Source organism: Paenibacillus chibensis (assembly GCF_004001045.1).
In the GTDB taxonomy this organism is placed as follows: Bacteria; Bacillota; Bacilli; order Paenibacillales; family Paenibacillaceae; genus Paenibacillus_AQ; species Paenibacillus_AQ chibensis.
Genome location: NZ_BIMK01000009.1, coordinates 131,050 through 149,336 on the forward strand (window position 1 = coordinate 131,050; position 18,287 = coordinate 149,336).

17 protein-coding genes are annotated in these 18,287 nt (G+C 51.8%); 1 reads left to right on the top strand and 16 read right to left on the bottom strand.

The window, feature by feature from the left end; translation table 11 throughout:
• Positions 1 to 11: 11 nt before the first annotated feature.
• The 15 genes from PCH05_RS09280 to PCH05_RS09350 form a co-directional block, all read right to left on the bottom strand.
• On the bottom strand, positions 12 to 530 hold the full coding sequence (locus tag PCH05_RS09280) for a hypothetical protein (protein WP_127602102.1): 519 nt from the start codon (positions 528 to 530) through the stop codon (positions 12 to 14).
• A gap of 224 nt (positions 531 to 754) precedes the next feature.
• Positions 755 to 1,663, bottom strand: coding sequence for a YitT family protein (locus tag PCH05_RS09285; protein WP_127602103.1), 909 nt, complete (start codon positions 1,661 to 1,663; stop codon positions 755 to 757).
• Between the two features lie 44 nt (positions 1,664 to 1,707).
• Positions 1,708 to 2,940 carry a cation:proton antiporter gene (locus PCH05_RS09290; RefSeq protein WP_127602104.1) on the bottom strand — a complete coding sequence of 411 codons (1,233 nt, stop codon included), beginning with the start codon at positions 2,938 to 2,940 and terminating at the stop codon, positions 1,708 to 1,710.
• Positions 2,941 to 2,944: 4 nt separating this feature from the next.
• Complete coding sequence (locus tag PCH05_RS09295; protein ID WP_127602105.1) at positions 2,945 to 3,439, bottom strand: cation:proton antiporter regulatory subunit; 495 nt, start codon at positions 3,437 to 3,439, stop codon at positions 2,945 to 2,947.
• A 261-nt stretch (positions 3,440 to 3,700) separates the two neighbouring features.
• Positions 3,701 to 4,054 (bottom strand): hypothetical protein, encoded by a 354-nt coding sequence (locus PCH05_RS09300; protein ID WP_127602106.1) that lies wholly within the window; start codon positions 4,052 to 4,054, stop codon positions 3,701 to 3,703.
• Between the two features lie 130 nt (positions 4,055 to 4,184).
• Positions 4,185 to 5,924: an assimilatory sulfite reductase (NADPH) hemoprotein subunit gene (cysI, locus tag PCH05_RS09305; RefSeq protein WP_127602107.1), complete on the bottom strand. Its 1,740-nt coding sequence runs from the start codon at positions 5,922 to 5,924 to the stop codon at positions 4,185 to 4,187.
• 44 nt (positions 5,925 to 5,968) lie between these two features.
• On the bottom strand, positions 5,969 to 7,798 hold the full coding sequence (locus PCH05_RS09310) for an assimilatory sulfite reductase (NADPH) flavoprotein subunit (RefSeq protein ID WP_127602108.1): 1,830 nt from the start codon (positions 7,796 to 7,798) through the stop codon (positions 5,969 to 5,971).
• 258 nt (positions 7,799 to 8,056) lie between these two features.
• Positions 8,057 to 8,245: a hypothetical protein gene (locus tag PCH05_RS09315; protein WP_127602109.1), complete on the bottom strand. Its 189-nt coding sequence runs from the start codon at positions 8,243 to 8,245 to the stop codon at positions 8,057 to 8,059.
• Between the two features lie 175 nt (positions 8,246 to 8,420).
• Positions 8,421 to 8,960, bottom strand: a complete 540-nt coding sequence (locus PCH05_RS09320; RefSeq protein WP_127602110.1) for a superoxide dismutase family protein — start codon at positions 8,958 to 8,960, stop codon at positions 8,421 to 8,423.
• Positions 8,961 to 9,074: 114 nt separating this feature from the next.
• A complete protein-coding gene (locus PCH05_RS09325) occupies positions 9,075 to 10,340 on the bottom strand; it encodes an MDR family MFS transporter (RefSeq protein ID WP_127602111.1) in 1,266 nt (421 codons plus the stop codon).
• Positions 10,341 to 10,675: 335 nt separating this feature from the next.
• On the bottom strand, positions 10,676 to 11,764 hold the full coding sequence (locus PCH05_RS09330; RefSeq protein WP_127602112.1) for a Gfo/Idh/MocA family protein: 1,089 nt from the start codon (positions 11,762 to 11,764) through the stop codon (positions 10,676 to 10,678).
• A gap of 15 nt (positions 11,765 to 11,779) precedes the next feature.
• Positions 11,780 to 12,730 carry a helix-turn-helix transcriptional regulator gene (locus PCH05_RS09335; protein ID WP_127602113.1) on the bottom strand — a complete coding sequence of 317 codons (951 nt, stop codon included), beginning with the start codon at positions 12,728 to 12,730 and terminating at the stop codon, positions 11,780 to 11,782.
• Positions 12,731 to 12,775: 45 nt separating this feature from the next.
• Complete coding sequence (locus PCH05_RS09340) at positions 12,776 to 13,777, bottom strand: Gfo/Idh/MocA family protein (protein ID WP_127602114.1); 1,002 nt, start codon at positions 13,775 to 13,777, stop codon at positions 12,776 to 12,778.
• A gap of 186 nt (positions 13,778 to 13,963) precedes the next feature.
• On the bottom strand, positions 13,964 to 15,058 hold the full coding sequence (locus PCH05_RS09345) for a Gfo/Idh/MocA family protein (RefSeq protein ID WP_127602115.1): 1,095 nt from the start codon (positions 15,056 to 15,058) through the stop codon (positions 13,964 to 13,966).
• A gap of 27 nt (positions 15,059 to 15,085) precedes the next feature.
• Positions 15,086 to 15,832 (bottom strand): sugar phosphate isomerase/epimerase family protein, encoded by a 747-nt coding sequence (locus tag PCH05_RS09350; RefSeq protein WP_127602116.1) that lies wholly within the window; start codon positions 15,830 to 15,832, stop codon positions 15,086 to 15,088.
• A gap of 122 nt (positions 15,833 to 15,954) precedes the next feature.
• On the opposite strand from PCH05_RS09350, the gene PCH05_RS09355 reads away from it, so the two are divergent.
• On the top strand, positions 15,955 to 16,842 hold the full coding sequence (locus tag PCH05_RS09355) for an AraC family transcriptional regulator (protein ID WP_127602117.1): 888 nt from the start codon (positions 15,955 to 15,957) through the stop codon (positions 16,840 to 16,842).
• Between the two features lie 50 nt (positions 16,843 to 16,892).
• Here PCH05_RS09355 and PCH05_RS09360 read toward each other — a convergent pair whose 3' ends face one another.
• Positions 16,893 to 18,266, bottom strand: a complete 1,374-nt coding sequence (locus PCH05_RS09360) for a DHA2 family efflux MFS transporter permease subunit (protein WP_371860536.1) — start codon at positions 18,264 to 18,266, stop codon at positions 16,893 to 16,895.
• Between the last annotated feature and the right edge of the window lie 21 nt (positions 18,267 to 18,287).

The window sequence follows — 18,287 nt, forward strand, 5'->3', positions numbered from 1 at the left end:
GAGTTTTCTGTTTAGTATCTTCTATAGGCTCTGCGGCGGCTCCGTCTTTCGTAGCGCGACATGGAAGCTGCCTCCATAAATTCATCGGGATATTTCACCGCAAAATAAATCGCTCTTCCGAGGACGATCCGGGCCACGGCGAATAGAAACGGAACAAACATCCGATCCCCCGTCAAAACGACCGGAATGTTGAACAGGTGAATGAAACCGTATTTGACAATAAATCGGATCGGCAGCGAAAACAGCCATACAGCAACCGAAAGCCATGAACCCGCGATCATCCAGACTTCATTATGCTGATACACCCGCGTGAGATGACCCTGAACGAAACCGACAGCCAAGCTCATCACAGTCATGATGGCAAGCGAAACGGCTTCCCCGGTTTGCACCCCCGAAGAAGCGCAGAAATATAATCCATACCCAAACATAATTATAGGAAGAACAAATAAGCTTCTTTTCATTGGCTTCGCGTTCAGCTGCCTTGCGGCAAGAATCAATATTACCAGCACTCCGATCCACATTTGATTCATGATCATTACCCTCCATTTTTCATCATATCCGATCAGGATCAACCTACGAAAAGATTCACCGCCTTCAATACCGACCGACGGTTTGATGTAATTTCATCATACATACCGGCAGTCGGTATGTCAAGCGCGTATTCTCTTTTGGATATGATAAAATTAGTCGTCTTATCCCACGTGCAAAAGCCCTGTCATGGACAGGGCTTTTGCATATCCAACGGATTCCCGTTTCAATCACCGGATCGGCGAGCCTGGCTGCGGACCTGATCCAGAATGATCACCTCCGCATTCGGATCCGCTTGTTTCGTTACCGCCTTAAAGCGGGGAATGTCCCAGACATGCAGCTTATATTTTAAATATACGGGACTTTCTTCCTCAACAAAATTACGCTGCACAGGCAATCCGCTGTTCAGCCGCAGTCTGCGCTGCACCATCTCATCAAACTTTTTCGGATTCGCAACAGATGCCAGCACGATTCGTTCTGTTCCGTACAGCACGAAAGCGGATGCCTCATATGCAGCCATGCAAGCCAGTGCTGAGTACAGGGTTCTCTCCCAATCCATCAACAAGCCGGCAATAACGAGCACACAGCCATGACAGAGGAGCAACCGGCCTGTCGTAAAATACCTGGGTGAGATCAGCCGCATGGGCAGCCCTATCCCCCGGTCACGCAATTCCAATCCCAACGAGTCCAGCAATCCTCCTGCTTTTGCAGCCATTCCAGCACCGATCCCCAGACATAGACCGCCCGCCATAGCAGCAATGACCGGTTCACTGCTTGCCGGAGGCACAGGCCCAAGCAGGAACGCCGCCCCCGCGAAGGCAAGCAGCCCGGGAACTCCCTTAATCAGTGCCGGCCACTGTCCGGATAGCCAATACAGCAGCAGAATTGGCAGGTTGAACACGATCAGCAAAACCGCAAAAGGATCATTGGTGTGAAAGGACACCAACGCGGAAATCCCGGTTATACCGCCTGCAATCAAGTCATGCGGATGGAGAAACATCTCAAGGCCGACCGCTGCCGTTATTCCGCCCAGTACAGACTGCAGCACCATTTTCCTGCCGCTGCCTTGGTCCCCGTTGTTTATCGGTTTATCCCGTTTCAAGGTCACGCATAGATCTTTATCCATAGAGGTCATCGTCTATCCCCCTTCACTCACGCAAGTGACATCAGATGATGCAGTTATAGCAGCTCATCCTTCGGAACGGCATTCGGCACGCGCCTGTCTTTGAATTTAAACCAACGGTTCAGCATGAAAAATATCGGTTTGGATTGCTTCGTCATAAGGGGACCGAGAATCGCCAGTATAAGCACATAGATCGCCGAAAAGGGCTGCAATATATCCATCAGGCCGCCGTCTTTGCCGAGATTGGCCATAATAATGGAAAATTCCCCTCTCGATACAATCGTAAGACCGATATTTGCGGACGCCTTCGGCGATAAAGACGCCGTTCTTCCCGCAAACATTCCGGCGCTGAAGTTCCCGATTAAAGTCACCACGACTGCAGCGAGCGCCAGCCAGATCGCGTTACCACCAAGCGATAATGGATCGATCGACAACCCGAAGCTGAAGAAAAATACGGCTCCGAAGAAATCCCGAAAAGGCATGATCAAGTGCTCGATGCGTTTGGCATGCTCCGTTTCGGCCAGCACCAATCCGACAAGCAGCGCACCGATCGCCTCTGCAACGTGAATCGTTTCCGAGAATCCCGCAATCAGAAATAACGAACCGAAAATCACGAGCGCGAACAGCTCATTCGAACGGATCCGCAGCCACTTGTTCAGCAGGGGCACCGCCTTGCGCCCGATAATGATTACGGCCAGCATGAATCCAAGAGATACCAGGGCAGACAAGAGGACGCCGCCGAGGGAGCTGGAATCGCTCAGGACGAACCCGGACAGAATCGAAATATAGACAGCGAGGAAAACATCCTCGAACATAATGATCCCCAGGATCATTTCGGTCTCGGGATTCGCCGTCCGTTTCAAATCCACCAATACTTTAGCCACGATCGCGCTGGAGGAAATGGTCGTGATGCCGGCAATGATCAACGATTCCGCGACCGGGAATCCGCTTAGAAAACCGAGCAGCAATCCCAGAGTAAAATTAATGCCGATATAGATCGAGCCGCCGACCGCAATGCTTCGTCCCGATTTAATCAGCCTGCCTACCGAGAACTCCAGTCCCAGATAAAAGAGTAGGAACAAAACGCCGATTCTCCCCATAAAATCAATGAACGGGGCGCTGTCGATGAACCGGAAATCGAAATGCCACAGCTCCATGGCATGAGGCCCGACAGCCATCCCCACCAGAATGTAAAACGGAATGACCGAGAAGCGCAGCTTCGCCGATATCAAACCGCCAAGCGCAATCAATCCGAGGGCCAAGCCAATTTCAAATACAAGATGCTCCATCCTTTCACCCGCTTCCGTTCATTAGAATTTGTTTGAACCGTTTTTGCTGCTCCCGCTCTCCGACCGCAACGACGGTCGCCTCTACGTTCAGCACGGCTTCCGGACCGGGATTCACCTGTTTACCCGTTTTTTTATCCATGAGAGCGATGACCGATGCACCCGACGTGTGGCGGATATTCAGTTCACCGATCGACTTTCCGATACAGCCGTAATGAGGCTCAATCCGGTACCACTCGATGGTCAGATCATCAAAAGCCATTTCGACGCTTTCGAGCTGCTTCGGTTTATACACCATGCCCCCGACAAGCGCGGCAAACTGCCTGGCCTCTTGATCCTCCAACGTCACCATGGAAATGCTTTGGTCATAATCCTCATACGAAAAATGATAGAGTTCCCGCCTTCCGTCATCGTGTATGACAATGACGATGCGATCCCCGCTTGCGGTATCCACCTGATACTTCATCCCGATTCCGGGCAAAACAGACTCACGAATATCCATGAACATACAGCCTCCTGATCGTATTCATTATAGTTTGAGATATTTTTCACATATATTATGGCTTCTACATCCGTCCAAGCCCTTTATGATTTTTTCGAAAAGATGCTTGTTGTACCTTGTGAAGCAAGATAAGAACTCATTGAAGGATCATTTTGAATCCAGATTTTTGGGTACACGAAATAAAGGTTGATTACAGAGGTTTTTTGACATGGAAAAACCATCCACCATCAGCTCAAAAAGGAACTTTGTACAGGATGCAGATTAAGCCACGTAACTTGAGGTGAATTTGATCGGCAAAAGCAAGAGGTATTTTTTACGGACGAGAATACAAGGCACAAAAGGCAATCGGGGTTTAGGAATGCGCAGCAATAGCAGCTGCGGTATGACAAAAAGCAGCGGAAGCGCGGATGCCATCAGCATCAGCCTTTGCATAAAAGAAGGGATTTTGCGTATGAGCGGTTTGCTCTGCGGATCGATGCGGCCATGCACCGTTTCGGTTTCATTGGCATAAGACGAGGGAATTTCTTCTTCAAAGGCGACGGGAAAAGATAACATCTGAAGGCATCCAAGGACGATAATCAGCAGCATACGAAGTCTGTTTGTCCGTGTCTTCATCCCATCCCTCCCTCTTGTGAAAAATTCATATATATTCATTTTATCATACAGAACAGGACCATTTCAAACCCGGAGTTGATTTAAAAACAAAAAAACAACCCTGAAATCAGGGTTGTTTGCATGTTCCATATCAGATCACAGCGCTCTGCGCATGGAATTCCTGTCCATCGCGGACTTCCGTCACATAGCCGGCCCGGATGACGAAATCTCCGAAATGCTCACCCGGCTCGCGCTCTGCGCCGTATCGGGCAAGGATGGGACGCAGCGATTCCAGAATCTCGGCTTCCCCAACATTCTCCTTGTACAGCTTATTCAGACGGTCGCCCGCAAATCCGCCGCCCAGATACATATTATACTTGCCCGGTGCCTTTCCGATGAATGCCAGCTCCGCCAGCATCGGTCGTGCACAGCCGTTCGGGCACCCAGTCATCCGGATCACAATATCCTCTTCCCGAAGACCTGCTTCTTCCAGGATAGGCTCGATTTTATCGAGAAGCGTAGGCAGATAGCGCTCCGATTCGGCCATAGCCAAACCGCAGGTTGGAAATGCCACGCAAGCCATGGAATTCCGTCTCAAAGAGGAGTAATGAGCGCCGTCCGTCAAATGGTATTCTTCGATCATCGCTTCGATTTTTTTCTTTTTCTGCGGACTGATATTGGCAATGATCAGGTTTTGATTCGGTGTCAGGCGAAAATCTCCCGTATGCACTTTGGCGATTTCGCGAAGTCCTGTCATCAGCTCGTATCCTTCTTCGTCCTTCACGCGTCCGCTTTGAATAAACAAGGTAAAATGCCATTTGCCGTTGGCGCCCTTCACCCAGCCGTAGCGGTCTCCGTTATCTTCGAAGCGGAATGGTCTGGCTACTTCCAGCTTCCATCCGAGACGGGAGGTCAGCTCATCGATAAACCAGCCGATTCCCCGGTCATCGATCGTGTATTTGAACCGGGCATGCTTGCGTACGGCACGATCCCCGTAATCCCGCTGGATCGTGACGGTTTTTTCGGCAACGTCGATCATCTGCTCCGGTGTGCAGAAGCCGATGACTTTAGACACCTGCGGGTAGGTTTTCGGATCGCCGTGCGTCATGCCCATGCCTCCACCGACAGACACGTTGAATCCTGCCAAGCGGCCATTTTCAACGATGGCAATGAAACCGAGATCCTGGGAATAGACATCCACGTCGTTCGAAGGAGGAACGGCAATGCCGATTTTGAATTTGCGGGGCAAATACACGCGCCCGTAGATCGGCTCCTGCTCTTCATTCTCGTCATCGCTGGATACAACCTTTTCACCGTCCAGCCAAATTTCGTGATATGCCTTGGTTTTGGGATCCAGGTGATCGCTGACCCTGCAGGCCCAGTCGTATACTTCGGCATGAATATCCGATTGATGCGGGTTCGGATTGCACATCACATTGCGGTTTACGTCTCCGCATGCGGCCAACGTGGTCAGCAGCGCATCATTCACTTCGCGTATCGTATTTTTGAGATTCCATTTGAGAACGCCGTGGAGCTGGAAGGACTGCCTTGTGGTCAAACGGATCGTGCCACTCCCATATTTGAACGCAATGCGATCCATCATCAGCCACTGGTCCGGCGTCACGACGCCGCCTGATGCGCGCACCCGAAGCATGAACTGGTACGCGGGCTCCAGCTTTTGCTTTTGCCGTTCATTGCGCAGATCCCGGTCATCCTGCATATAGCTGCCGTGATGCTTCATCAGTCGGTTGTCATCCTCCGGGATCGAACCGGTGATCGGGTCCTTCAGCGTTTCCTCTAAGCTTCCCCGCAAATAATTGCTGCGGATTTTGATTTCTTCCACGTCGCTGTGAGGGGCGCTGTTCTTGGACAATAGATTATTCTCAGACATCTGTAACTCTCTCCTCTCGCTATTCCACCAAGGATTCGGCAGGATTAATAGACATCGCGCTGATAACGCTTCTCCTGCTGCATCTGGAGCAAATACTCCGCTGCCGCTTCCGGGCTCAAGCCGCCTTCCCGCTCAAGTATGATCGCCAACGTCGCGTGCACGTCATGCGCCATTTTCTTTTCGTCGCCGCATACATAGACGCAGGCTCCTTCCTGCAGCCATTCATACAGCTCGCGGCTCTTCTCCAGCATCCGGTGCTGCACATAGACCTTGTGATCCATGTCTCTGGAAAAAGCGACGTCCATGCGGGTAAGCAAGCCGTCTTTCAGCCAACGCTGCCATTCGGTCTGGTACAGAAAATCGGTAGAGAAATGCTGATCACCGTAGAAAAGCCAGTTCTTGCCTTCCGCTCCGGTCTCTTCCCGTTCGCCGAGGAAAGCTCTGAACGGCGCAACGCCGGTGCCGGGGCCGATCATAATGACAGGAGTATCCGGGTTCACAGGCAGCTTGAAGTTCGGATTATGCTGTATGTACACCGGCAATGAACCGCCCGATGCCAGCCTTTCCGCAAGCTGAACGGAGCACACGCCATAGCGGTCGCGTCCATGGGCTTCGTACCGAACCGTACGAACCGTCACATGGACCTCGTCCGGATAAGCCTTCGAGCTGCTGGCAATGGAGTACAGCCTGGCGGGAAGCTTGCGTAGTATGCCTGTGAAACTTGGGGCAGGAATGCCCTTAAGCCGATAATCCTGCACAAGATCGAGCAGATCTCTTTCCACCATATAAGCCTTAAGCTCCTGCTCTCTACCCGGTCCGACCAGCTCTTTAAGCGGTTCGCTGCCGGACAGCTTTGCGGCCTGAACGAGCAGCGGCTTGGTCAGCACGGAGATTTCATAATGACGAAGCAGCGCCTCTCTCAGCGCGAGCTGGTCACCTTGCTTGTTGATCGTGATGGTCTCCTCCGGATTCCAATCCATGGCAGCCATCAGCTGATCGACAAGCTCCGGGTGATTTTCCGGACAAATGCCCAGACTGTCCCCCGGTTCATACTGAAGTCCGGAGCCCTCCAGCGATATTTCAACATGTCGGGTTTCACGGTCGGAGCCGCGTCCGTTCAAATTCAAGTTTTCCAATATTTCAGCTTGGAATGGATGCGTGCGCGAATATTCGGTCTCACCTGCAGCGATTTGCGCTGCATCTACTGTCTGCGCACTTGAAGCAGCTGCTCCGTTACCTTCGCTCAACGCTTTCAATACCGCATTCATCCAGTCTGCAGCCGGTTCATCAAAATCCACGTCGCAATCTACGCGTTCAGCCAGTCTTTTGCCCCCGAGCTCCTCCAGGCGTTTATCAAAATCCTTGCCTGTCTGGCAGTAGAATTCATAGGAAGTGTCCCCGAGCGCAAGCACGGAGTAAGCTAGCCCTTCCAGCTGCGGAGCTCGTTTGCCGTGCAGGAATTCATAGAAGGAAATCGCGTTGTCGGGCGGCTCCCCTTCGCCATGCGTACTGACGAGAATCAACAGATTCTGAACCTTCTTCAGGCTGTTCGGCTTAAAATCGCTCATGGAGGACACCGTCACCTGTGCCCCTTGCTCGCTCAGCCTTTTGGATAACTTCTGCGCGAGTCCGCTGCAGTTCCCGGTCTGGGAACCGAAGAGGATCGTAACTTCCTTCGGCGCCGAGGACTCTGCTGTCGTATTGCCCTGATGTACTTGAGTACTTTCCGGGCTTGAAACACCGGCCTGGCTTTGCAGCGCGGTCAAATACCCGCTGAGCCAGCTGGCCTGCGCTCCCGTCAATGTCGGCAGCAGGCGGTTCAGCAATTCTGCCTGCTCTTGATTAAAAGGACTGTTTGTTACTTGAAGCTCCAACCCTATCCACCTCACGTCAGCATGCATATTTATGATCTAAATCCGAGTAAAACTATCCACTTAATATTATACTTTCTTGAATCTATCACAGCATGCGCATGAGGTCAACGAGGAATTTTCAGCATTTTACCAAATTTTCAGGAGCATGGAATCTAAAAAAACCGCGCGGCTGCGCGGTTCCAGTCTATTTTGTACATTAAAGTGTTATCGGATTAATGCGTTATATTTCCCAGGTGATTGAGTCTGGACGACTCCGGTTCATTCCGGTCCTTGTTCTGACGGGCTTTCCGGCTTGCCGGGATGGAACTGCAGCTTTTCAGGTGCATGCTCGCGCGGGCGCCATTGACGCGGCTCTGACCGCTCTCTTCTGCTGGAAGTCGTGGCGCTGCGGATGCTGGCGCTTGGCTTAAGGCGATCCGCGCCGGATCGAATCGATTTGTCCCTCATCTTCCTATCCCTCCTTCTTATTCCACCATGGATTGGAAAAAGCGTATCCCAAGTATACGAGATCCAGGGCGATTGTCATATCCGTCCAATTCACTAATCATCCGCCCAAAGGATGTCGAATGAACAAAAGCAGCCAAAACAATTGTTTTGACTGCTTCCATGCTTCGAACCGTATTTAGCGAATAACCGAGCATGCGATGCGGGCGCCGGAGTTCCCGGAAGGATCGGTTACATAATCGTCGGCTTTCTCATGAATCATGAGTGATGTGCCTCCCTCCTTCAAGAGGGAATTCGCTGCTCCTTTTTGCAGGGTCACGGTCTTGCTCTCCAGGTCTGCGTCCACCGTTCCATCGGCTTTCACATGAATGTTCAGCAGATCACCGGCGTGGAATCCCTTCGGATTCTTGAATCCATGCTCCTTGCCCTGCGGATTGAAGTGGGCTCCTGCGGTCGTGAAATCCGGCGGATCGCATTTGCCGGTCTCGTGAAAGTGAATGCCATGCTCGCCCGGAGGGAGATTTTTGGCTTCGACGTGAATGAGGACGCTATCTTTCTTTTGCGTCAAGACGGCGGTGCCTACCTGTACCCCTTTGGAATCGATGATGGTTGTTTTGACCTGCAGCTCCTCTGATTTCGCCCAGGCGGACGAGCTGAATGGTGCAGCCCCGAATGCTAACGTGCTGAGAATGCTCAGGCAGATGGCTTGTTTTTTCATTATGCTGATTCTTCCTCCTGTAGATGTTTTCGGTTCCTTCTCACAGGGTTGCCCTTTTACCGGAAAAAGATAACATCAGGTTCAGCAAAAATGATGGAGCTGCACATCCTTGGGCTATGCGTTTAGTTTGGCATTCGTGTCCGGAGCATCCTGCGGAATAATGCGAAACAAAACGATATACAGCACGGCGCTCAGCAGCGTACATAGCAAGATGATTCCAAACACCTGCACGGGTCCCAGCCAGGAAGACAGCAGCACGGTCATCGGAGCGAGAAAACGCCCCAGGGAATACTGCAGATTCGAGGCTCCCATATACTGCCCTCTGGCATCCGCAGGCGCATATTTGCTGACGAAGCTCTCGGTAACCGGGGAACGGGAGATTTCGCCGATGGTCATAATAATAATGAACAGGAACAGCAGCCATATATGGGTCGTTAAACCGATCAGGAACATCCCCGTTCCAAACAACACCGAGGAAATGATGAACACATTCCGGTCGCTCGTATGCTCAAACAGCTTCGTGACCGGCAGCACGCCGACAACGAACAGCAGGCCGTTAATGCCCAGCATCCATCCGAAGACGTCCGTACCGCTGAGCGTGTAAGTCCAATCGCCAATAGAAAGCAGCGGCTGCGCCGGTACATATTCTTTCACGTACGTCGCCAGATACATATCCAGCTGCATGAAGGCAATCGTCACCAGAATTCCGGCTGCGATATAGATCGCAAAAGCTTTGTCTTTGAAAATCACGCCATAGTTCGTAAACTGCTCTTTCAGCAGCAAGGAAATGCCCCCCCGCTTGCCTTGTTCCCGGGGACGAGGAGGCATTGTTTCCCGGATCTTCCATAGAATCATGAGGAAATACAGCAGCGTGACGACCGTGCAGGCCCACAGCAGCTCCGTACGGTGATGAATAAAAAAGATGGAGCCCAGGGCCGGACCAAACACAGCGCCGATATTCCGGCCGGTCACGAACGTGGCGAATACCAGCCGCCGATCCTTCTCGGCCGTCACGTCCGCTACCATGGCCGAGCTTGCAGGAGAGAAAATCGAGCCCCCAAGCCCGATGCCGATATAAGCCGCATAATCGACCCAATGGTTCGTGGACATGGCAAAAATGCCAAACATGAGGGATTGGATCAGGTACCCCGCAAGCATGGGAGGCCGTCTGCCGAAACGGTCGGACAGAAAACCTCCGAGCAGGCTGGCGAAAATACCGATCAGCGGCGGAACAGCCATGAGCATACTGGCGACGGACTTGCCGAATATCCCGCTGAAATACAGCGTCATAAACGGAAAGTACATCCAGAACAGCATGTTGAACAGTGAATCCCCGATCAGCCTGATTTTGAGATTGAGATCCCATTTTAACCAGTACATAGAATTAGTGTCCTCCTGTTTTGATGTACATGAGAAGCGTAAATATATGTTGGCCATGTTACAAAGTGAGATGTCGGGAAAAAAGGAAGGAGTTTTAATATACCATATATTCTCAAAATGACAAGACACATTATAATAGGAAAAAACATCAGAAAAATCCCGGATCCTAGTTGCGATCCAGGCCTGAAGCGTTTCCCCGGCATAGAATTTGAAATCCGGACATATATCACAGCAGCGATGCTTTCACTTCATTTATACTCAAGACAACGCAAATACAGCCTGCAATACCTGATTCTTCAGGCAGCAGACTGTACCCGGGACCCTTGAAAACCGGTTTAACCGATTTCGGGAATATGGATTTCGACTTCGCGCTTCGTCGCCGAGGACTGCAAAATGCCGTCCAGTATCGCTTGATTGCGCAGGATTTGCTCTCCAGGAATCGGTGCAGGCCCGCCTTCACGGAGCGCGCGCACGTAGTCCTTGATTTTCTCTTCAAATACGCTGAGCTTATGGTCGATTAACGGAATAATGCTTTCGGTGTGATGACCCTGAATGTCATGGAAAAGGGACACGGAGCCAACGTTGCCGTCCCATACGCCGCTCCAAGGACCTTTACCGGCAGGAAGAACCTTCATGCCCGCATCTGTCCCCAGAAACATCGTTGAGCCAAGCGTATCCATATGCATCGCCCAGGATGTCTTGAAGTTGAGCACCAGATCCCCTTCGAAGCGGATGATCGCTACGCCGAAGTCTTCGACGTCGAATTGACCGGCTTCAGGATGATATTTCGGATTCGTACCGAAATAATTGGATGTATAGGCCGAAACCGTAAGAGGTTTAGGATATCCGAGCGTATTCAAGGCCAGATCCAGCGAATAGCAGCCGATATCCGCCATTGCCCCCGCTCCCGCGATGTTTTGCCGGATAAAGGTTCCGCCCGGCATACCACGGCGGCGTCCTCCGCCCGTTTCAACATAATATACCTTGCCCAGCTGCCCTTTCTGAACCAGATCCTTGATGAGCCCCATGTTCGGGTCATACCTCGGCTGAAAACCGATATTCAGTATTTTCCCGGTCCGTTTGGCCATTTGGACCATATCGACAGCTTCTTCCAACGTGACCGACATCGGCTTTTCAACCATGACGTTTTTCCCCGCTTGAAGGGAATCGATCGTCGTTTGATGATGCGCCACGTTAGGCGTACAGATGCTGACGCCGTCCAGCTCCATTTCGAGCAGTTTGCGGTGATCGTCAAAGCCCTTCGCCTGCGTCAAACCCCAGCGTTCAATAAACTGGTCCGCCCGGCCTGGTAAAATATCGGCAACCCCGACAATTTCAACATCCTCTATGTTTTTATACGCGCGGACATGCTCCCCGGCAATGCCGCCGCTTCCGATAATGCCTATCCGTATCGTCTTTCCCACTTGGTTGCCATCCTCCTATTGGTTTGTGTTCATATTCCGGTATTCGGTCGGTGTCATCCCGAATCTTTTCCGGAACACCGTATGCAAATAACTGCCGCTGGAGAACCCTTCATTCGCAGCAATGCTGTCGATCGGATCTTTGCTTTCCGCGAGCCTTCGGCAGACCGCCTTCAGACGGATATCTTCCAGGATCTCGCTGAACGAGCGCCCATCCCCCTGCTCTTTGATAATGCGCTGCAGCTGTCTGGCACTGATATGCAGTTTATCCGCAACATCGTCCAGAACGACGTCCCCGGATGAATTAGCCTGCATGTATTCGAGCGCAAGCTGATAACGGTAGGCTTTCATGTCCCGGGATGGCATCTGTGCCTCCGTCGGTTCCGATGTGTAGGCCCTTACGGCCCGCAGTAAAATCTGTATGACGCAATGCTTGATCGTCGTGTACTGCCCCGCATATTTCATCTGCGAAGCCTCGTATGCTTCGAGGAAGTAGGGCATCGCCACATGCGTATCGCTAACCGGATGCAGCGGAAGACGCGCTAGCTTTTCCATGCAGTCATGGGCTTCGGCCAGCTCCCAGGGATCGGCCGCCTGGCGGGCGGCCTTTCCTCTATGCTTCTCTTTGTCTGCCAGATGGATGATATCCACATGCAGACAGAGCTCATCCATCGCTTCTAGTTTATCTGCTTCCTGGTAATGCATCACATCCGGGCCCGTCAAATACAGCATGCCTTCTCTCAGCGAAAAAGGTTCCTCTTCCAGGATGACCATCCCTTTGCCGCGAGGAATAAAATGAAATTCATATTCCGCATGCTTATGAAAAGACACCATTTTACCAGGAGGGAAAGAAGTGAGATGAAAGCGGAGCACCCGAATCTCGTAATTCCCCCAGTACACCTTCAAATCAAGCCGCTCCAGCGCGTCCTGGCGCTCCATCATCGTTTCATACGGAAAGATGTTTGTCATGCAGCACGTTCCTTCTTTCCATAATTGAGAACCGCCATGTCCTGCTTAAGCCTTCAATTCGTCAACCCGGACCGCGCGGTGCTCACGTGCCGATTGGTTGGCAGCTTCCATCAGCTTTGTCAGCTCCACCGCATGAGCGATATTTTCGGTTGCCAGCGTGTCATTCTGAATATGCCCGATCCATTGATGGAATGCACTTTCACGCGCGGCTGGAACCGGCAGCTCAGCCCATTCGTCCTTGTATTCGTCCTTGCGGGAGGTCCGGATCAGCAGCTTTTCGTCCGGCGTGCCGTACAGGAGCGTTCCGTCGGTTCCGTGGACTTCAATGCAGAATGGGGAGAAATTGTTCACGAAGCCCGCTTCCACGATGCCCACCGCGCCAGTTGCCGTGGACAGCGTAGCAACCGCATTGTCTTCCACTTCCTTGCCGGTAACATATCCGAACTGAGCGCTGACATCGACCGCTTCCTGATTCAGGAACAAGCGCGTCAGATACATAGGATGACAGCCGAGATCGATCAAGGCTCCGCCCAGGCAGTCCTCCAAGCTGTAGAAATGCTCCGGCAGCCAGCCTGCGGTTGCCCCGTTATGAGACAAGCGAACCCGTACAAGGGTCACCTTTCCGAGTAATTCCTGATCAAGAATATCCCGGATCGCGAGCGTGTAACCATCGTTTAGCCTTGGCAGGGATACCGTCAGCTTCACCTGATGTTCTTCGACCGCTCCCAGAATCTCATTCACTTCATGCAGCGTCGGTGCCAGTACTTTTTCGGTGAAAATATGCTTGCCCGCTGCCGCTGCTTTCAGCATGACCTCGCGGTGCATACGCGTAGGCGCATCCACAATGACCGCATCGATGTCATCCCGTGCCAGCATCTCATCCAGGGACGCATAAAATGTGGCGCCTTGTTTCGCCGCTGCTTCTTGCCCCCGCTCCGGATTCTCGTCCCATACCGCGACGATTTCAGCATCCGGATGCTCCTGTGCCTGCTTGGTATAATCCCACGCGTGAACGTGCCAATAACTAATTTTTCCGATTCGAATCATGGTTAGCCACCTCAATCTTTAATATTAGGACATCATGCCCTTAATCTAACATATCAAACGCTGAATATGACAGTATAACATCACGACAAAACACTTCAGATTTACGACATGATTTCAAAATGCATCAGAAGAAAAAGAAGCTCACTCTCTCTTTTGACAAAAGGGTGAGCTTCATTCTATTTAACTCTATGTGAAATATACGGTTTTTCCCGTGCGCGCCGATTCGTAGATCGCTTCCAGCACTTCCGTGACAACCAGCGCCTGCTCCGGCTTCACCATCGGTTCGGTGTCATTAAGAATGCTGTCGATCCAAAGTCTGCACTCCCTGGCCGACTGGCTTTCGGATTTGCCATCGAAGTAAGCTACGCCTCCGGTATTGAGCTCCGGCTGTTTCGTGTACAGATGACCCAGCTCCTCGCCGTTGATCCGCAGTCCGTCACGCATATCCGCTCCCGCTTCCGTACCGCACAGCGTCGCCTTGGCTTCGCCCACGTCCAGCGTGTTCAGCGCCCAGCTGGATTCCAGTGCCACCGTTGCCCCGTTCTCCATCGTGATGAATCCGAACGCGGAATCTTCCACGGTAAACTGCTCGGGATCCCAAGGACCGAATGCGTTAGCCGCATCCTTTTTACTGCCCAGCTTGTAGTAGACATTACCAACAACGCTTTTCACCTTGTAGTTGTCCATCAGCCACAGCGTCAAGTCCAGTGCATGGGTACCGATATCGATCAGCGGGCCTCCGCCCTGCTCTTCCTCGTTCAAAAATACGCCCCAGGTCGGTACCGCGCGTCTGCGAATGGCATGGGCCTTGGCAAAATAAACATCGCCCAGATCGCCGCGTTCGCAGATTTTCTTCAAGAGGAGCGAATCCGGACGGTAGCGGTTATCATATCCGATCGTCAGCTTTTTGCCTGTGCGCTTGGCGGCTTCCAGCATCGCCCTGGCTTCCTCGGAGGTTTTGGCCATCGGCTTTTCGCACATGACATGCTTGCCTGCTTCCAGGGCGGCGATCGTAATGAAGGAGTGCGATTTGTTCGGCGTGCACACATGAATCACATCGATGCTATCGTCCTTCAACAGCTCACGGTAATCCGTATAGATTGCAATGTCTTCCTTGCCGATTTTGTGGGCGGATTGAACCGCGCGTTCCTCGATAATGTCGCAAAACGCGACCAATTCGACGTTCGGATGGGCATTCAGATTCGGGATATGCTTGCCGTTAGCTATTCCCCCGCAGCCGATGACACCCACTCTTACTTTTTTCAGTTCCTGCTCTGCCATATATGATCATCTCCCGATACAATTTGTTTATAATATTTGTCGAAGGTATTGCAGACTGGCCGCGATACTGTCGAGCTGTGGAATTTCATATTCTTCCTGCTCGACCGTGTACCACTCGACGCCGTAACGCTTGCCCGCTTCCGTGATGGCCGCGAAATCCATGATGCCGGAGCCGATCTCCGTATTGCGGACGTCTTCTCTGCTTTTCATGTCCTTGATGTGAAGAATTCGGCAGCGATCCTTGAATTGCTCGATCCAGTCCACGGAACGGAAGCCTGCATGCTCTGCCCAATATGTATCCAGCTCCAGGAAGAGATGATCCGGGTGGGTATGGTTTGCGAGCCACTCCAGTCCGGTCAAGCCGTCGAATTTCTGAAATTCGACCCCGTGATTGTGGTAGCCGAAGCGAATGCCCTGCTCCTTGCAGCGTTCCCCGATCCGGTCCAGGCGTTCTGCGGTCCGCCTATAGCTGTCAGCGCTTTCACGCATTTCTTCGGGAAGTCCCGGACAAATGATATACGGACTGCCGATGGCCAGCGAGTATTCGATCGTCTGTTCCAGCTGGAGCATCAGATCGGAAATGCCGATGTGACTGCCAGCAGCTTTCAGTCCGTATGCGTCGAGCGCCTGCCGCAAATCTGCCGCCGATGTTCCGAAATATCCGGCGAATTCGACGCCATCATAACCAATATCCGCCACCTTTTTCAGCGTGCCAAGAAAATCCGTGCTTGTAAGCTCTTTGATGGAATACAGCTGAAGCGCTATATTCTTCATTGATTTGCCTCCTTCCGTGTAACAAGTCAAGGTAAGGATACCAAAATCACCGAAATAGTAATACAATGAACCTATTCTAAAGTATTAAATATTTGTCATGCTGAAGACGAGGTGCTGAAATAATGCCTGAACCGTATTTCGAATCCAACCGATCTGCCGCCGGGTCGATTCATTATCCCTATGAAAGCATGATCCACTCCAGCCAAGCCTCCAGCTGCATTGTGGGTCCCCACTGGCATCTTTATATCGAAATCCTGTATTTCCTTTCCGGCACGGCGAAGGTATTTCTGGGCGGCACATGCCATGTTCTCGGAAAAGGCGACTTAATTCTGATCCACTCGCATGAGACGCATTCCATTTACTCCTTGGATGAAGAGGTTTCCTATATCGTCGTCAAATTCGATCCCGAAATTCTGTACTCCACGTCACGCACGTTCCTGGAATCCAAATACATCCTTCCGTTTACGCTGGCCGATGCTGGTGGACAACGGGTTTTTGCTGAAAAGGATATTACGGATACGCCGATTCCTTCCCTGATCCGGGAGATCTACGACGAATTCACGGCGAAGGGCTTCGGCTTCGAGCTGGCGGTCCGCACCCTGATCTGCCGCGTCTTTTTGTGGTTTCTGCGCAGGACGCATCACCAGCAGTGGAGCTGGGAAGTGGCGCATTCGCTGAATGACAGCGACTATCAGATGCTGCAGAAGGTATTCGAATACATCGACTATAATTACATGAACGATATCAATGCCCAAACGGCCGCCAGCCTGTGCAACATGAGCTACAGCTATTTTTCAAGAAGATTCAAAGCGATCATGGGAAAAACGTTCACCAATTACCTCAGCTATATCCGGATTACGGAAGCGGAGAAGCTCCTGCTCACCACGGACCGGAGCATGACCAGCATCGCTCTAGAAGTGGGCTTTTCCAGCTCCAGTTATTTTATACAGCAGTTCCGGCAGTTCAAGAACATCTCGCCCCATCAATTCCGACTTAAAGGAAAAGCCTGAAGCTCACGCTTCAGGCTTTTGGTATGTGGGGGATGCATATAGTACCGGAATTATTTAATTTTAACCCGCTTGATAAAGAGCGCCGTGACGAACCCGATCAGTGCGACAATCATGCCGAACAGGAAAGCACCTTGCACGCCGGCGGTCAGCGCATCCAGCATATTGGGATTCTCCGCATGATTGTTCATGTAATGCGTTTGTCCGGCGGTCATAATGCTGACCGCAAGCGCGGTGCCGATGGCGCCGGCAACCTGCTGCAGCGTATTCATGATGGCTGTTCCATCCGGGTAATACTGCTTCGGCAGCTGGTTCAAACCATTGGTCTGCGCCGGCATCATGATCATCGAGATCCCGATCATCAGGCAGGTATGCAGCACAATGACGAGAATAATCGCCGAAGTCGGCGTGATTCCGGAGAAGAACCACAGCATGGCCGCCGCGATCAGGAAGCCCGGGAATACAAGCCACTTCGGACCGTATTTATCGAACAGGCGTCCCATAATCGGTGACATAATACCGTTGATAATGCCACCCGGCAGCATGATCAGACCGGCGTAGAATGCTGTTTTTCCGAATCCCATCTGCAGGTACATCGGCAGCACCAGCATGGATGAAAGAATGATCATCATGGAGATGAAGACCATGAGCGTGCCGAGCGTGAACATCGGATATTTAAAGGCCCGCAGATTGATCATCGGCTCCTTCATCCGCAGCTGGCGGAAAGCGAACAGGATGAGGGCAACAATCCCTACGGCGATCGAAACGATTACCTTGGTGCTGCTCCAGCCCCCGCTGCCTTCACCCGCGCTGCTGAAGCCAAAGACGATCCCGCCGAATCCTACCGATGAAAGAATGATCGATAGTACATCGATTTTCGGTTTCGTAATCTCGGACACATTTTGCATGAAGAAAATACCGCATAGCAAGGAAATAACCAAGAACGGCAGCGACATCCAGAAGATCCAGTGCCAGCTCAAATGCTCGATCAATACTCCGGCGATGGTCGGCCCGATCGCGGGCGCGAACATGATTACCAGTCCGATAATGCCCATGGCCGCCCCCCTCTTTTCAGGAGGGAAAATGACCAAAATTGTATTAAACATCAAGGGGAGCATGATCCCCGTCCCTATCGCCTGCACCACCCGGGCCAGCAGCAGAATTTCGAAATTCGGAGCGAGCGCCGCAATGATCGTGCCCAGGATCGAGAAGCAGATGGCTGTTACAAACAGCTGTCTTGTCGTAAACCACTGCAGGATTAAGCCCGAAACAGGGACAAGAATCCCGAGCGTGAGCAGATAACCGGTTGTCAGCCACTGCACCGTTGCCGGCTCGATATGCAGCACTGTCATTAAATCGCTAAGCGCGACATTCAGCGCTGTTTCACTGAACATGCCGATAAATCCGCTGATCAGAAGCGCAATCATGATCGGAATGACTTTAAATTT

What these genes read in the sequence shown, in the direction of transcription:
- PCH05_RS09290 (WP_127602104.1), bottom strand. Translation starts at nt 2,940, where the DNA reads ATGGAGCATCTTGTATTTGAAATTGGCTTGGCCCTCGGATTGATTGCG.
- PCH05_RS09360 (WP_371860536.1), bottom strand. Translation starts at nt 18,266, where the DNA reads ATGATTGCGCTTCTGATCAGCGGATTTATCGGCATGTTCAGTGAAACA.
- PCH05_RS09345 (WP_127602115.1), bottom strand. Translation starts at nt 15,058, where the DNA reads ATGGCAGAGCAGGAACTGAAAAAAGTAAGAGTGGGTGTCATCGGCTGC.
- PCH05_RS09280 (WP_127602102.1), bottom strand. Translation starts at nt 530, where the DNA reads ATGAATCAAATGTGGATCGGAGTGCTGGTAATATTGATTCTTGCCGCA.
- PCH05_RS09355 (WP_127602117.1), top strand. Translation starts at nt 15,955, where the DNA reads ATGCCTGAACCGTATTTCGAATCCAACCGATCTGCCGCCGGGTCGATT.
- PCH05_RS09340 (WP_127602114.1), bottom strand. Translation starts at nt 13,777, where the DNA reads ATGATTCGAATCGGAAAAATTAGTTATTGGCACGTTCACGCGTGGGAT.
- PCH05_RS09325 (WP_127602111.1), bottom strand. Translation starts at nt 10,340, where the DNA reads ATGTACTGGTTAAAATGGGATCTCAATCTCAAAATCAGGCTGATCGGG.
- PCH05_RS09350 (WP_127602116.1), bottom strand. Translation starts at nt 15,832, where the DNA reads ATGAAGAATATAGCGCTTCAGCTGTATTCCATCAAAGAGCTTACAAGC.
- PCH05_RS09295 (WP_127602105.1), bottom strand. Translation starts at nt 3,439, where the DNA reads ATGGATATTCGTGAGTCTGTTTTGCCCGGAATCGGGATGAAGTATCAG.
- cysI (WP_127602107.1), bottom strand. Translation starts at nt 5,924, where the DNA reads ATGTCTGAGAATAATCTATTGTCCAAGAACAGCGCCCCTCACAGCGAC.
- PCH05_RS09300 (WP_127602106.1), bottom strand. Translation starts at nt 4,054, where the DNA reads ATGAAGACACGGACAAACAGACTTCGTATGCTGCTGATTATCGTCCTT.
- PCH05_RS09285 (WP_127602103.1), bottom strand. Translation starts at nt 1,663, where the DNA reads ATGACCTCTATGGATAAAGATCTATGCGTGACCTTGAAACGGGATAAA.
- PCH05_RS09315 (WP_127602109.1), bottom strand. Translation starts at nt 8,245, where the DNA reads ATGAGGGACAAATCGATTCGATCCGGCGCGGATCGCCTTAAGCCAAGC.
- PCH05_RS09320 (WP_127602110.1), bottom strand. Translation starts at nt 8,960, where the DNA reads ATGAAAAAACAAGCCATCTGCCTGAGCATTCTCAGCACGTTAGCATTC.
- PCH05_RS09335 (WP_127602113.1), bottom strand. Translation starts at nt 12,730, where the DNA reads ATGACAAACATCTTTCCGTATGAAACGATGATGGAGCGCCAGGACGCG.